Origin of the sequence: Virgibacillus dokdonensis (genome assembly GCF_900166595.1) — a bacterium.
In the GTDB taxonomy this organism is placed as follows: Bacteria; Bacillota; Bacilli; order Bacillales; family Amphibacillaceae; genus Virgibacillus; species Virgibacillus dokdonensis.
This window is the reverse complement of record NZ_LT745763.1, coordinates 710,265-724,460: the sequence shown is the minus strand read 5'-3', so window position 1 is coordinate 724,460 and position 14,196 is coordinate 710,265. Positions and strand designations below refer to the sequence as shown.

The following is a 14,196-nucleotide window of genomic DNA, read 5'->3' as shown; positions in this document are numbered from 1 at the left end:
TAATCCTTTATTTACTCTATTGTAATGTTAAAAATCATAAAATTGAAATATCCGTTTTGCATAAGTGTTATTCCTTTTAGCTATTGATTTTAGTATAATAATGAAAAACAGGAATTTAACAAATGGAAGGTCGGATTATATGGACATTCGTCAAGTTGAGTATTTCATTGCTGTAGCCAATAAACAAAATTTCACCAAAGCTGCCTCCACGCTTCACATCTCCCAGCCTTCCTTAAGTAAAGCAATTAAAAATTTAGAAAATCAGCTCGGTGTTACTTTATTTTATCGAGGTGGAAAAAAGATTGAACTGACAGATGCGGGCGCTGCGTTTTTAGGGAACGCCAAACAATTTATCGAAGCTTATGAAAATCTAACAACGGAAATGTATGACGTGGTGCAATTAAAAAAAGGACAAATAAAAATTGGCATCCCTCCCATTATTGGCGCTACTTTTTTTTCAAAATTAATTAGTCAATACAAAGCAGCGCATCCCTCCTTTCATATTGAACTAAACGAAGTGGGTAGTAATTTAATTCAACATGGGGTAAAAGAAGGAGAGTTAGATGTTGGCCTCATTTGTAATCTACCAGTAGAAAAACACCACTTTTCTACAATAAACCTGTTAAAAGACCCTTTAATGGTCGTTGTCCAAAACAATCACCCTCTTGCTTCTGAAAAATCTGTTGCATTGCCAGATTTACAGGATGAACCATTTATTTTATATCAGCAAGATTTCTCTTTACATGACCGGATTGTAGAAGCCTGTCAATATTACGATTTTTCACCAAATGCAGTATGTAAAAGTTCGCAGCGAGACTTTATGATAGAAATGGTGGAGGCAAACTTAGGCATCGCTCTTTTCCCTAGTAAAATTTGTAAACAACTGCTCCATCACGATGTTCAAGCTATTCCTTTCAAACAACCAAGGCTTCATCTGGAGTTGGCACTTATTTGGAAAAAAGATAAATATTTGCCGTATGCCGTACGTGAGTTTGTCACTATGGCAAAAGATTTCACAAATTAAGTTCATTTAGAAAAACTTGGCCTACTGCCAATCCTTTTAGAGGTAGACTTAGTTTTTCTTATACTATAATCAATAGTAATTCTATGCTTTCCTATAGTGGAACAAAGAAGCAAGTGCCCGTTTAGCAACGGTGATAAAGGTATTATGCCACTAAAACAGGGGTATGCCGATGTCGAGCGGCAAGCCCTGTTTTAGTCGTCCATCCTCTTAGCCACGAACCGATGATGACTTATCGTAGGGCGATTCGTGAAGACGCCTAGTTGCTGAGCCCTGGAGCCAGACGCCGATCCAAGCACCTCATTTTATACTTTCTTATAGTGCAGACCAAATCAATAAAAAAACAGTAGCAATTATAAAACGCTACTGTTTTTTTATTGGCTTAGGGTGTAGCAACTCGTGGATAATTGTGAACTTCAGCGACTTTTCAATTATGAAGAATTCTATAAAATACGAGATAAGCATTTATTTTCAACTTGTCCAACGAATAACCTGCTTTTTGCCGTCATAGCCTAGTTGTAGTGAGTCCATCATAAAGGGAGGCTGAAAAATGAACGCACAAACCCCATCATTTACAAGTGCTTTTGACCCTTACGTATACCAAACTTTACAGTCAATAACAGGTGCCACGCTCATTGTACAAACAACACAAGGAACAGTGACAGGTAGCTTAAAAACAGTAATGCCTGACCATATCGTTTTAGAATCGGGCGGATCTTCATTCTATATTCGTATTCAACAAATTGTTTGGGTGATTCCGAAAAGCTAAAGAAGGAGGCTTCTCATGTTTAAGCGTGAAAACCGCATGTTAATTGAACTGCCTGTTCCTGAACACGGCGATCCTAATGCTGCAGCAGCGGTCCAAGAATTATTAGGTGGGAAATTTGGCGAGATGTCTACATTAAATAATTATATGTTTCAATCGTTCAATTTCCGCCAAAAAGATAAGCTTAAACCATTTTACGATCTTGTAGCAAGTATAACAGCTGAAGAGTTCGGCCATGTTGAACTTGTGACGAACACAATTAATCTACTTTCAAAAGGAAACACCTTTTACACGGGAAACCCAGATGTAACCCCGTTACGCGAAGGAAAAGACAGTCGAAATACGTATCAATTTATCGCTACTGCTCAAACAGCACTTGTAGGTGACTCCATGGGTCGAGCATGGACAGGAGATAATGTCTTTAGTAGCGGCAATCTTGTCTTAGATTTACTACACAATTTCTTTCTTGAAGTCGGCGCTCGTACACATAAAATGCGCGTTTACGAAATGACAGAACATGAAACAGCAAGAGAAATGATTGGTTACTTATTAGTTCGTGGAGGTACACATGTGCTAGCCTATGCGAAAGCATTAGAAATCGCAACAGGCGTTGACGTTAAAAAGCTTATCCCGATTCCTGATTTATCGAACACGAAGTTTGATTATGCTCGAAAATTTGAAGAACAAGGATTGGCAAATGTTTTATACACGTGGAATGATGTGGGAGATTATAACGATATCCGACAAATTTGGAAAGGAGACAATCCAGAGAATGGGGAGAAGCTAATCGTCAAGGAAGGAACACCAAAAGGAGGCCCTGTTCCTAATTTAGAAGACCTTCCTGAACAATTTGCACCTGGCATTGATAAAGATGATTATCAAAAAATCGCTAAACGGTTAATGGAAAACATGTAAGTATGATGAACTCCTTGAACACCACGGAGTTCATCATGGAATATTTATGTAGAAACCACATTTAACTGATAGTAGTTCTTAGAAAACTTGGCTTGTCACCAAGCCTTTCGAAAGCCTTTGTTTTTCGTATACGATAAACCAAAAAATTTATACCTTCCTATAGTGCAAAAAAAAATTTTATCGGAAGCCTAAATCGATTAAAAAATCCCCTTGACTTTTATTCATTTTCCTTGTATTCTAATATTCAAACTTTTAAAATTCAATAGACATTTTCTTATCCAGAGAGGTGGAGGGACTGGCCCTTTGATACCTCGGCAACAGACCGCATGCGGTACTGTGCCAATTCCAGAAGCATAGCGCTTGAAGATAAGAAGAAGCTCCTTTTCGACATATTAGGAAACCTCTTCTTATTTCAAGGAGAGGTTTTTTGCATCCTCTCCTTGTAACCATTTTTAAGGAGATGATAAAATGTTACAACAAACGCGTGAAACAAACATGGTGCAACTAGGAAATCGAAGTGATGCTCGCACTGGCGCAGTTAATCCCCCTATTTATTTATCAACTGCATTCAAACATGATGGGATAGGGCAGTCAACCGGGTATGATTATAGCCGTACAAAAAACCCTACCCGATGCCTGTTAGAGGAAGGTGTTGCGCATTTAGAATCTGGTAAGCAAGCCTTTGCTTGTAGTTCAGGCATGGCGGCTATCCAGCTTGTACTTTCCCTTTTTCAAGCTGGTGATGAAATCATTGTTTCAGCAGATATTTACGGGGGAACGTATCGTTTGTTGGAACAGTACAACAAAGCATACAATTTCAAGATCTGCTATGATCCTTTTACCAACTTCAAAGAAACGGAAGCAAACATATCTAACAAAACAAAAGCAATATTTATTGAAACACCGACAAACCCTTTAATGCAAGAAATAGATATTGCCTCCATCGCTCACCTTACTAAAAAATATAATCTATTACTTATTGTTGACAACACCTTCCTTACGCCATATTTGCAACGCCCTTTAGAACTTGGCGCTAATATTATTCTACATAGTGCAACAAAGTATATCGGCGGGCACAATGATGTATTGGCTGGCATAGTAGTTGCTAACGATGAACCGATTTGTGAACAACTCGCTATGATGCATAATGCATCTGGGGCAGTGCTTTCTCCATTTGATTGTTGGCTGTTAATTAGAGGGTTAAAAACGCTTTCCTTGCGTATGGAAAAGCATGAAACAAATGCCCGAGAATTAGCCCATTTTTTAAGCAACCACCAAGCAATAAAAGAGGTGCTTTATCCTGGCAAAGGTGGTATGTTATCTTTTCGTTTACACGATAGCAAGTGGGTAGACCCTTTTTTACAGCAAATGCAACTGATTACCTTCGCCGAAAGTCTAGGCGGTGTGGAAAGCTTTATCACGTATCCAGCGACACAAACACATGCGGATATTCCCCTTAATGAACGTACCAAGCGTGGCATTGATGACTGTTTATTACGCTTTTCGGTCGGAATAGAGCATGTGAATGATTTAAAACATGATTTGCAGAACGCATTACAGGCATTTTAAATTTGGGCTTGCCGGAACTTTATAATAAAAGTTGTATTTTTATGAAAAAAACATCATAGAAAATGAAATGTTGGCTCTCATCCACTACTAGACGCAGAAGTTTCTAATCTATAAAATATTTTCGAAATAGGTTGACATTTATTTTTTTCGTATATAGTATAGTTCATATTCTGAATGATAAGATTTTACACACTGTGAATTTAATGGCGTTTTTAAACATTGCCAACTGTAAATCTTTATTATTCCACAACTTTATAGGATTTATCTTATCCAGAGAGGTGGAGGGACTGGCCCCTATGATACCCCAGCAACAGGCATCTTTTGCACTGTGCTAATTCCAGAAGCGTAACGCTTGAAGATAAGAAGAGACAACATTTGGAAGCTACCCTCTTCTTATTCATAAGAAGGGGGTTTTTATGTTCCAATAATTCACGATGGAAGCTCACATAGGTGAAGCAACTAAGAAAACGATTTTTTAATGAAAGGTGGGCGTAATTTTTCCATGAATTAAATCCGGAAGTCGTAGCTCTTGCTACATACTTCGTGCCACATTTTTTACAAAGCAAAGGTTTCAAAATAAAAGGAGGAGTTTAAGATGAAACGCAGCTTACAACAAAGATTGCAGGAAGGTACGGTTATTGTGGGAGAAGGTTATTTATTTGAATTAGAACGCAGGGGGTATTTACAAGCAGGTTCTTTTGTACCGGAAGTCGCATTAGATAATCCACAAGCTCTGAAACAAGCTTATCGCGATTTTATGAATGCAGGCTCAGACGTCGTACTGGCGTTTACTTACAATGGGAATAGAGAAAAGATGCGAATTATTGGTAAGGAAGAATTGCTCGAGCCGTTGAACAGAAATGCCATTCAACTAGCAAAAGAAGTCGCCAAAGAACATCCTGTAGAAGAAGCACTCGTTGCTGGAAACATTTCTAACACGAATATTTTCGATCCGAATGACCCAGCTTCCAAAGAGCAAGTAAGGAGCATTTTTGCCGAGATGGTGCAATGGTGTAAAGAAGAAGGTGTTGATTTCGTAAATGGAGAAACATTTTATTATTATGAAGAAGCTCTAATCGCTTTAGAAGAAATTACGAAACAAGAACTCCCAGCCGTCATCACTTTTGGTCTTATGGGAGAAAACATTCTAAGGGACGGGTATACCGTAGAGGAAGCTTGCCAATTATTATCTGAAAAAGGAGCGCTCGTCGTCGGAATGAATTGCTTCCGTGGCCCTGATACCATCCAGCCCTTTGTAGCTAAAATAAGAGATACAGTCAAAGGTTATGTTGGGGCACTACCAATACCTTATCGAACAACAGAGGCGCACCCAACCTTTTTCAACTTGCCGGATGGAGGTTGCAGTTGCCATTTACCTACAGAAACGACATTCCCAACGGCACTTGATCCGCTTTATCACAACCGCTACGAATTAGCCGCTTGGGCGAAAGAAGCAAAAGACATCGGTGTGAACTATATTGGCTTATGCTGTGGCGCGTCGCCTGCAATGTTACGTGCTGTTGCAGAAGCTGTCGGTAAAGAAACGATTAATTCCAAATACTCGCCAAATATGGAAAAACACTTTTTATTTGGTACTGACAAAACGTTGAAAAAACATAATTTAGAATACCGAACTAAGGCTTAGAGGGTTGCTGGATAAGCATTTTTAAAAATATCATCCGCTGACAAGTTTTGATTTAGAGAGGAACTCCCCATCAAAGCAGTGACGGGGAGTTCCTTTAAATATGATTTGAACATCTATTTATATTTTACGTTCTTTATATCGCTTTTCTTTTAAAAATGATTTGGTTAAAGTTCACACTAATATCCCCCATACTCCCACCAATCTGAGGAATAACGTTTACTAATTCCCAACCTTGTTTTCCGTATTCATTTAATTTATCTTCAGATTCCTCTCGATCAGCTGAAGTGATCCCTAATGTCCAAGTTTCTACCGCATATTCCCAGCACCCACGTCGAATCTCCTTTCCATAAATAAGATTGCTTTTATTATCCTTATTTTTTCATATATACTAAAAAGATTAATAATCCAGCTGATACAGAGATAGCAGATAGCTAAGTGAATGAATATTGCATTGCTCGTTATCTTTGCTATTTCTACTCCCACAACAAAAATCGGAAATCCTGTCCAAATAAAGAAGGAAAATAGAAGGATTACCAAAATCATTAGCATAAACATATAATCTTTTTTAAACAAGTTGAAAAAATGATGGATGTACAGATGCATATTAATCTATCCTATTTATTTCCTTTTAACCAGAAGCAAGATCGACATCTTCATTACTTTTAGAAACGGAGTACTTTTATCATTCGACAAGAACTGTGGACTTTCCTCTTTTGAAAGTGCATCTCAGTGTCTTATTTAAATCCTCTCCTGTTCACCAGCCTATGCTGTTGTTTATTCTTGATTAGCGTATTAAATAGTAAAAAAGGTAGATAGCCAATTACTCCTCCAAGTGTATTCAACAGCAAATCATCTACATCGAAGCTACCAAATTTAAAACTCAGTTGCACGAACTCGAACATAAAGCTTAAACATAATGTTGCAAGGACAATGTTGGTTAGATTTTGAAATTTTCGCCAAATTGATGGTAGAAGGAAGCCAAAAGGCGCAAAACCAATGATATTACCAACCAAGTTTTCAACCCTTATAGAAAAATTGATATCTGTAGAAAATAGATAGAAAAATATCGTTTTAAAAGGAATTAAATTATGCTCATTCCAAGTAGGCCCTTCATAACGAAATGCAAAGTGAGCTAAAATTTCATGCAAAGAAAGGTACTTAAACAAGACAAGTTTTGATAATATGAGTACGTACACACATAACACTAGAAATAAACCTATTTTTATAATGGCTTTCATCATCTACAACTCACTATTCTTTATATTATAATTCTTTTTCTATACGTCGTATTGCAGTTATTTCATTCTTTAAGCGCTGGAAAAATAGGAAACATAAAAATCCTATGCCACTGCCAATCGTTCCTAAGATAATGTCATCCACATCAAATTGACCAACGCATAACAACAATTGCAAGCTTTCAATCGCCGAGATAATGATCGTTACAGTTATAGAAACTTTTAATAGTGAATGGCACTTTGGGAATAATAGCGGCAGAAAGATTCCTAGCGGCAAAAATACAAGGGCATTCCCTACGGTGTTTTCAATAATAATGGATACGTTATATGAATCTGCATTTAAGATATATTGTAGCGTCGTTTTAAAGGGCAAAAAATTGGCATTTAAATGAATGTATTCAACATCAAATGCACCTGTAAAATTTTCCGGAATAGCCACATGTGGGTTAAAAAAGTCACCACTTTTAACTATAGTCGCTGTTAAAATCATGCGCTCCAAAAAGAACTTAAAAAATAGGATAAGAACATATAATCCGAAAAAAATGCCTGTCGTTATTTTGCATAATTTGTGAAAAGGAGAAATAGATGTTTGTAAGCCGCTTGCTAATTGCTTTTGTTCGCCAAACGTTTCTAACGCTTTATTTACGGCTACTTCATTTGAAAACCCATCTTCCTTATATTCTTGTATCAACAAATACAAATGATCTTTCATTTCATCTGTCATGTCTTTTTTTTCTTCTTCCCCACAGTGTAGCTCACTTACAATTTTGTGAATGTAGGCTTCGATTGTTGACTCCAACCTAATCCCTCCGAACATACCTTAATTAAATGGCTAATTTGATTCCATTCTTGCAGTTTGTTAGCTAGCTCGTTTTTTCCCTGCTGGGTAATTTGATAATATTTCCTTCTGCCTCCACTTTCCGAATCTCCCCAATAAGATTGGACCCAGCCTTTATTTTCAAGTCGCTTTAAAGCAGGATACAAAGTACCCTCACTCATGTTATACAGTTCATTACTATTTTTTTTTAACGCCTTAACCATCTCATAGCCGTACATATCACGATTCTGGAGGAGAGACAATAGCAGGATATCAATACTTCCTTTCATTATTTCTTTATCCATTTTCAGCACCTTCTCTTTTTTGTTATTTTCTAAAATAATGTAACACATAGTACATCGTAATACAAGGTATATAGGTAAAGTTATCCATCCCTAGGTGATGGCATTAAAACATTGGGAATTGCCCTACCAATCTTTTATTAGTTGTATTCATACTTTACTAATTTATTATTTTCAAGGGTACATTATGTTCCAATATGGAAGGATGATTTAGTAAGTTGGAAGGTAGTGCGGTGTCATTTCACCCACTTCAACTCTTTCTTCACTAATTGTAAGTTAACAAATCGAGGTTTTAGGTGCTGTTATCTATCACTAAGGCTTGTACAGTTTGCATCTCCCAAAAGTGACTAGTCTTACAGCACCTTATATCCAAAATAAACCGTAAAATTTCATGCCTTCTTCATAGCGCAAGCAAGATTGAAGGCAACTGCTACCCTTATGACATTACCTTCAGATAAAAGGATTTTCTTTTTCTGTTCTTAAGCCAGGGTGCCAAGTGAGCATGTTGTCAAAAGCAACATTTGCAATCCTATCGTCTGTACGTAAATGAGCTATATCTAGGTAAAAGTCTGAATCAGGAGGTAGTTGATCTGCTTCCTTTTTTAATAACCTGCTGTACCCAATTAACCTTCGTGTCTCAATAATTTTCTTATCTTTTTTAGGTCTGTTTGCTTCTGGTACATCCAAAAGTACTGCTAAACCTTGTTCCATTTTTTCTACCATTCGATGACTATTATCCTCAGGTTGGATCACTTTTACATTTACATATAGATCATTAGTAACCCCTAAAGCTTTAGCCCACATTTCTAACCATTTATCACGTTTAATATAGTATCTTCCTTGAAAATAGCTTTTCATCGTTGGCAGCAAGACATGAATTTTTGGATGGAACCTATCATTTTGTTTAACTATATCCAGCATACGAAAATAACCTAATGTAGCTTGCTTTACACTTTTATACTTAAACAATCGATTAAATCCAATAAGCAAATTATCTAAGGATTGGTTAATATGCTCTTCTGCCACATTTTCTAAACCTACATCTAGTAATAACCAATTAACTGGTTTCTGTTCATTCACCTTCGTAATAATGTAATGATTTGTATATGCTAGTTCTAATGATCTTTTCCAAGAAGAAGGCATCCTGAAACATCCCTTTCATCCATCTGAATTCCTTTACTTAACAAAATATAATAAATGAAATCATCCTATTAAGTTTGTCATCTTTCAAAATGTTCCGTTTTATTGAGCGATGATATAGAAACATCTTCCCTAGAACCTGTTTAGAGTTTTGGGAAGATGTTTCTTCTTTTATCTATATATGCAGTGATTTTATTAGCCAACAAACTTCCTTTACAATAGAAGTAGGCTCTAAATGCATTAAGCTAATTTTACCAAGCTGTATTTTTTCTTCCCTTTACGAATAATAATAAACTTTCCATCGAATGCGTTTTCTGCTGTTACATCTGTATTAACATCGGTTATTCGTTCTCCATTCATGGAAATAGCTCCATTGTTAATATCTTCTCTCGCTTGGCGTTTAGATGGTTCGATACCTAACTCAACTAACCAGTCGACAATATTTTTTGTTTCTTTGGAAGCTTGAAAAGTAGGCATGTCTTTAAATCCTTGTTCAATTTCATCTGCTGTTAATGATTTAACATTTCCACTAAAAAGTGCTTCCGTAATTTTCAATGCTTGCGTTAATGCTTTTTCACCATGAACAAACTTTGTCATTTCTTTTGCTAACACTTTTTGCGCTTCACGTTTATGCGGTTCTGTTTTCACTTTATTCTCTAATTCATCAATTTCTTCTTTCGTTAAGAACGTAAAGAATTTCAGGTATTTTATCACGTCTTTATCATCTGCGTTAATCCAAAACTGGTAAAATTCGTATGGTGTCGTTTTTTCTGCGTCTAACCAAATTGCTCCACCAGCTGTTTTACCAAACTTTGTTCCATCTGCTTTTAATAAAAGTGGAATGGTTAGACCAAAGACTTTCGCATCCTGACCCTCTTTTTTACGTATGAGGTCTAATCCGCTTGTAATATTGCCCCATTGATCGCTACCACCAATTTGTAATTGTACATTTTCTTCTTTAAATAGGTGATGAAAGTCCATAGATTGTAAAATTTGGTAAGAGAACTCCGTGAACGAAATCCCACTATCTAATCGGCTAGCGACAATATCTTTTGCCAACATATTATTGACACTAAAATTTTTACCGTAATCACGTAAGAAATCCAATATACTTAAGTTATGTGTCCAATCGTAGTTGTTCACGATCCTAAGTTCACTATCACCATCGAAGAATAATTTCTTCATTTGCTTCGTTAGCTTATCAACATTATTTTGTACCTTCTCTAATGTTTGTAATTGCCGTTCTGTTTGGCGTCCACTAGGATCACCAATAGTCCCTGTCGCTCCTCCAATTAAAATAACCGGTTGATGACCGTGTAATTGAAAGCGTTTCATCATAATGAATGGAATTAAATGACCAATATGCATACTATCACCAGTTGGATCAACACCGCAATATAAAGAAATCTTTTTCTCTTCAATTAAATCTTTTAATCCTTCAGCATCTGTTTGTTGATTAATAGCTCCACGCCATTCTAACTCATCAATAAGATTCATGCTTTTCCACTCCTTTAGTATAGTTTCTTATATAAGCTTAAAAAATAAAAAACGCCCTATGTCATAAAGACATAGGGACGATTCTAACCGTGTTACCACCCAAATTGCATCAATAGTAATAATCGTAACTATTGATACCACTCTCAGCAATTATATCGTTTGCTAATCCGCTTAGTGTTAAGCTAAGATACTCCAAAGTGTAATTCACAAGATTGTTTGTACTAGGTCACATCACCCCTAGCTTTCTAAATAACAGTGACAAGCTTGCTACTAGGCTCCTTCATCGTATGCGTCGTATAAGATTAAAAATATTATAGTGAATAAAAATGTATTTGTCAACGTTTTTGTTTTTGTTTCATACGTACAAGAGACCTCGCTATTGTCTACATTTGATCAGAAAAATTGGACTTGACTCCAAGACTTGCCGATTATCGTTTTTCTTATACTTTTACGTGTAAACGCTTGTACTTTCCTAAAAAAGTAACAAATAATATAACCCTTCAAACTAAAAACAAACATTTGTTCATACGTTCACAAGTAAGTATATCATCATAACTCATTCTAAGCATAATATAAATAATTATCTTTGTCTATAATATGATACCATAATCATTTATATTTTCGTTTCATTTGGCAACCATTTAATGCTAATTCTGGATACTTTTCATTAACTCTCTATACTTTTCTTCATCCGACTGAAAAGAATATCATACATATTATTCCCATGATATAATGAACGTTTCGTACGAGAGATGGTTGCTGTACTTGCCCCTGTTTCATCTTCAATTTGACAATATGTGTTATCATTATAAAGCATTTTTGCTACTCTAAATCGTTGAAGCATTGCCTTTATTTCATTGACTGTACATAAATCATCAAAAAAACAATAACATTCTTCTATTGTTTGAAGTTCTAAAAACGCGCAAAAAAAATCATCTAATTCTTCTCCACGTATTTCATCTATAAGCATATTTTTTACCTCCGTTTATATCTTTACCAATATCATTAACACATCAAAGGATTAAAGAATGACTTCAAAAAAACTTGCCTTATCGTCAAACTCTTTATGGCGAAAAACACCTTCGTTTCACTTATAAAGCTTAACAGTTTATTCTTTCCTATGGTGTAAACCATTTCACGCTTTCAGCCTATTGATTAAAAGCAACAGTTTAGCAGCTTACAATACCATTTCAAAATGAATAATATTTCACTACATATCACCCATCATGGCTACCTATAATAAAGCCAAAGAAATTCCCCCATTTTAATTAGGTAAGATTAGAGTCAATTATGATGATTTAATAAAAGAAAACGACATTTAATTATAACACCATTTAGGGTATTTGGATTTATTTTAAGCATTAAAACACACTGGTAATTTTTTCTATATTTTATTTCTCATTTAACCTTAACGAATTAAACTTATTCTCCTTGCCCCCTCAAGATACTTTTGGCATGGCAAAAGCCTTTGTTTTGCTTCTACTATAAAACCTAACATTTTTGCCATTCTATCATACAAGAGAGAAGTAAATGTGGGCTTGAGATATCATAGGTTAAGTATGGAGCAGAATATAAATATTGTAAGTAATCTGCCCCATAGCTATTTAAGAGAGAGGAGGTAATCCCTTCTCTTTTTCAAAAAAACCAAATAATACATTTATAATTGGAGCAGTTATACAAAAGATAGCAAATGGTGCATACTCTAATGTAGAAACCCCCAATGTTCCAGTAATAAACACACCACTTACTCCCCATGGAATTAGTGAATTAACTACTGCCCCAGCATCTGCCAAAATAGCTGAGAGTTTTTTGGGATCAAGATTTATTGCCTCCACTTGCGATTTAAATGCTTTACCTGGCAAAATAATGGATAAATACTGTTCTCCAAGAACGATATTTATACCTACCGCACTTAATCCAGCCATTAAAATTAATTTCCCTTTTGTACTAACAAGACCTTGAACTTTTGATATTAACGTTTCAACAATTTTTAATTCTACTAACAGTCCTCCTAATGTCAAAGCAAGGATAATTAGCGAAACAGACCACATCATACTTTGCATACCACCCCTGGTAAGCAAAACATCTACCGTTTCTGTTCCTGTATTCGAAACAAATCCATCTTGCATAAGGCTAGCGATTTTAGAAAAGCTGGTATGTGGATAATATATATATTGAATAACAACGGTAACCGCAATACTCATTAGAAGTGTTGGAATAGCAGGTATCTTCTTCCACGCACACAAAAATAAAATGAGTGCTGGTATTAGGGACACCATAGAAATATTGAAATTAGAATATAATGTATCTACTAATTCATTAATATTACTTTCCGTCGCTCCCGCTTTTGTTTGTCCAATTATAATAAAAAAGATAAGTGAAATAACAAAAGCAGGAACAATTTTTCGCAACATATTTTTAATATGTTCAAATAAATCCACTTCCGCTATAGCAGAAGCCAAATTGGCTGTATCGGATAAAGGAGATATATTATTCCCGACATAAGCTCCTGACACTATAGCGCCAGCAGTCATCGCAATATTAAATTCCATCATTTGTCCCATACCTAAAAACGCAATACCTATAGTTGAAATGGTTGTGAACGAACTACCTACTAAAATACCAACAAGTGCACAAATAACAAACACAGAAGGTAAGAAAAATTTCGCTGATAAAATCCCTAACCCATAAACCATGATAGTTGGAATGGTTCCTGCTGAAATCCAAACACTTATTAAGACACCAATAAGCATAAAGATAATGATGGGGATCAGACCAGGTATAATTCCATTTTCAATTCCCTTATGAACAACTTCCCATGAAGCACCTTTCATCTTAGCAAAAAGGATAACAATTCCTACTGCGAATAAAATCGGAATTTGCGGAGGCAAATCCAAACCTATTATACTAATACCTATAATCAATAATAATAATACTAGTAGAAAGATGCTTTCTTTTAACGTTATATCTCTTTTCATATGATAAACTCCTTACGACCTAAACGATCTGAGAATTACTACTTTAATAATTTAATTAGTACTAGCACAATCCTGTTTTCTTTTACATTTAAAGACATTGGCACGTTGATTGATTAAAGTAAAAAGTATTGAATTTACGCCATGAGTAATTCCCTACACTATTGGAAGCTGCCCATATCACATAAGCAGGATAGAACTGCGCTTCTAGTCCCGTCTTCCGAAATTTGTAGTATTACTTAAGTAAATTCTAAAATTTCACAATTTCCTAATACGGAACGATAGATGCCATGTTCATAGAACATGGCCTAACA

At 35.7% G+C, this 14,196-nt stretch carries 13 protein-coding genes, 2 riboswitches and 1 other annotated feature; of the genes, 5 read left to right on the top strand and 8 right to left on the bottom strand.

What is annotated here, in order from left to right; translation table 11 throughout:
- The first annotated feature begins 139 nt into the window (after positions 1-139).
- The 5 genes from B2C77_RS05120 (at position 140) to B2C77_RS05100 (ending at position 5,916) form a co-directional block, all read left to right on the top strand.
- The gene (locus tag B2C77_RS05120; protein ID WP_077702662.1) at positions 140-1,024 is read left to right on the top strand and encodes a LysR family transcriptional regulator; all 885 of its coding nucleotides are present in this window, start codon (positions 140-142) and stop codon (positions 1,022-1,024) included.
- A 547-nt stretch (positions 1,025-1,571) separates the two neighbouring features.
- Positions 1,572-1,790, top strand: a complete 219-nt coding sequence (locus tag B2C77_RS05115; RefSeq protein ID WP_073012803.1) for a YuzF family protein — start codon at positions 1,572-1,574, stop codon at positions 1,788-1,790.
- Positions 1,791-1,805: 15 nt separating this feature from the next.
- Positions 1,806-2,702, top strand: a complete 897-nt coding sequence (locus B2C77_RS05110) for a manganese catalase family protein (RefSeq protein ID WP_077702661.1) — start codon at positions 1,806-1,808, stop codon at positions 2,700-2,702.
- Positions 2,703-2,973: 271 nt separating this feature from the next.
- Positions 2,974-3,075, top strand: a riboswitch (SAM riboswitch).
- 95 nt (positions 3,076-3,170) lie between these two features.
- Entirely contained in the window at positions 3,171-4,271 is a 1,101-nt protein-coding gene (locus B2C77_RS05105) for a methionine biosynthesis PLP-dependent protein (RefSeq protein WP_077702660.1), read from the top strand.
- A 263-nt stretch (positions 4,272-4,534) separates the two neighbouring features.
- Positions 4,535-4,636, top strand: a riboswitch (SAM riboswitch).
- Positions 4,637-4,866: 230 nt separating this feature from the next.
- Positions 4,867-5,916, top strand: coding sequence for a homocysteine S-methyltransferase family protein (locus tag B2C77_RS05100; RefSeq protein ID WP_077702659.1), 1,050 nt, complete (start codon positions 4,867-4,869; stop codon positions 5,914-5,916).
- Between the two features lie 133 nt (positions 5,917-6,049).
- Here B2C77_RS05100 and B2C77_RS22470 read toward each other — a convergent pair whose 3' ends face one another.
- The 8 genes from B2C77_RS22470 to nhaC all read right to left on the bottom strand — a co-directional run bounded on the left by B2C77_RS22470 (position 6,050) and on the right by nhaC (position 13,885).
- Positions 6,050-6,253, bottom strand: coding sequence for a DUF4177 domain-containing protein (locus B2C77_RS22470; protein ID WP_367946658.1), 204 nt, complete (start codon positions 6,251-6,253; stop codon positions 6,050-6,052).
- A 397-nt stretch (positions 6,254-6,650) separates the two neighbouring features.
- Positions 6,651-7,157 (bottom strand): VanZ family protein, encoded by a 507-nt coding sequence (locus B2C77_RS05085; RefSeq protein WP_254843937.1) that lies wholly within the window; start codon positions 7,155-7,157, stop codon positions 6,651-6,653.
- 22 nt (positions 7,158-7,179) lie between these two features.
- A complete protein-coding gene (locus tag B2C77_RS05080; protein ID WP_176087277.1) occupies positions 7,180-7,950 on the bottom strand; it encodes a VanZ family protein in 771 nt (256 codons plus the stop codon).
- Entirely contained in the window at positions 7,911-8,273 is a 363-nt protein-coding gene (locus B2C77_RS05075; protein ID WP_077702656.1) for a PadR family transcriptional regulator, read from the bottom strand. Before B2C77_RS05075 ends, B2C77_RS05080 begins: the two co-directional genes overlap by 40 nt.
- Before the next feature lie 447 nt (positions 8,274-8,720).
- Positions 8,721-9,413, bottom strand: coding sequence for a protein rep (locus B2C77_RS05070; RefSeq protein WP_077702655.1), 693 nt, complete (start codon positions 9,411-9,413; stop codon positions 8,721-8,723).
- A gap of 237 nt (positions 9,414-9,650) precedes the next feature.
- Complete coding sequence (gene tyrS / locus B2C77_RS05065; protein ID WP_077702654.1) at positions 9,651-10,907, bottom strand: tyrosine--tRNA ligase; 1,257 nt, start codon at positions 10,905-10,907, stop codon at positions 9,651-9,653.
- Between the two features lie 70 nt (positions 10,908-10,977).
- Positions 10,978-11,200, bottom strand: a binding site (T-box leader).
- 374 nt (positions 11,201-11,574) lie between these two features.
- On the bottom strand, positions 11,575-11,877 hold the full coding sequence (locus B2C77_RS05060) for a YerC/YecD family TrpR-related protein (RefSeq protein WP_077702653.1): 303 nt from the start codon (positions 11,875-11,877) through the stop codon (positions 11,575-11,577).
- Between the two features lie 634 nt (positions 11,878-12,511).
- Entirely contained in the window at positions 12,512-13,885 is a 1,374-nt protein-coding gene (gene nhaC / locus B2C77_RS05055) for a Na+/H+ antiporter NhaC (RefSeq protein ID WP_077702652.1), read from the bottom strand.
- Between the last annotated feature and the right edge of the window lie 311 nt (positions 13,886-14,196).

Bases quoted from the DNA above. Each gene is read 5' to 3' on its own strand.
- B2C77_RS05120 (WP_077702662.1), top strand. From the start codon at position 140: ATGGACATTCGTCAAGTTGAGTATTTCATTGCTGTAGCCAATAAACAA.
- B2C77_RS05115 (WP_073012803.1), top strand. From the start codon at position 1,572: ATGAACGCACAAACCCCATCATTTACAAGTGCTTTTGACCCTTACGTA.
- B2C77_RS05110 (WP_077702661.1), top strand. From the start codon at position 1,806: ATGTTTAAGCGTGAAAACCGCATGTTAATTGAACTGCCTGTTCCTGAA.
- B2C77_RS05105 (WP_077702660.1), top strand. From the start codon at position 3,171: ATGTTACAACAAACGCGTGAAACAAACATGGTGCAACTAGGAAATCGA.
- B2C77_RS05100 (WP_077702659.1), top strand. From the start codon at position 4,867: ATGAAACGCAGCTTACAACAAAGATTGCAGGAAGGTACGGTTATTGTG.
- B2C77_RS05085 (WP_254843937.1), bottom strand. From the start codon at position 7,157: ATGATGAAAGCCATTATAAAAATAGGTTTATTTCTAGTGTTATGTGTG.
- B2C77_RS05075 (WP_077702656.1), bottom strand. From the start codon at position 8,273: ATGGATAAAGAAATAATGAAAGGAAGTATTGATATCCTGCTATTGTCT.
- B2C77_RS05070 (WP_077702655.1), bottom strand. From the start codon at position 9,413: ATGCCTTCTTCTTGGAAAAGATCATTAGAACTAGCATATACAAATCAT.
- tyrS (WP_077702654.1), bottom strand. From the start codon at position 10,907: ATGAATCTTATTGATGAGTTAGAATGGCGTGGAGCTATTAATCAACAA.
- B2C77_RS05060 (WP_077702653.1), bottom strand. From the start codon at position 11,877: ATGCTTATAGATGAAATACGTGGAGAAGAATTAGATGATTTTTTTTGC.
- nhaC (WP_077702652.1), bottom strand. From the start codon at position 13,885: ATGAAAAGAGATATAACGTTAAAAGAAAGCATCTTTCTACTAGTATTA.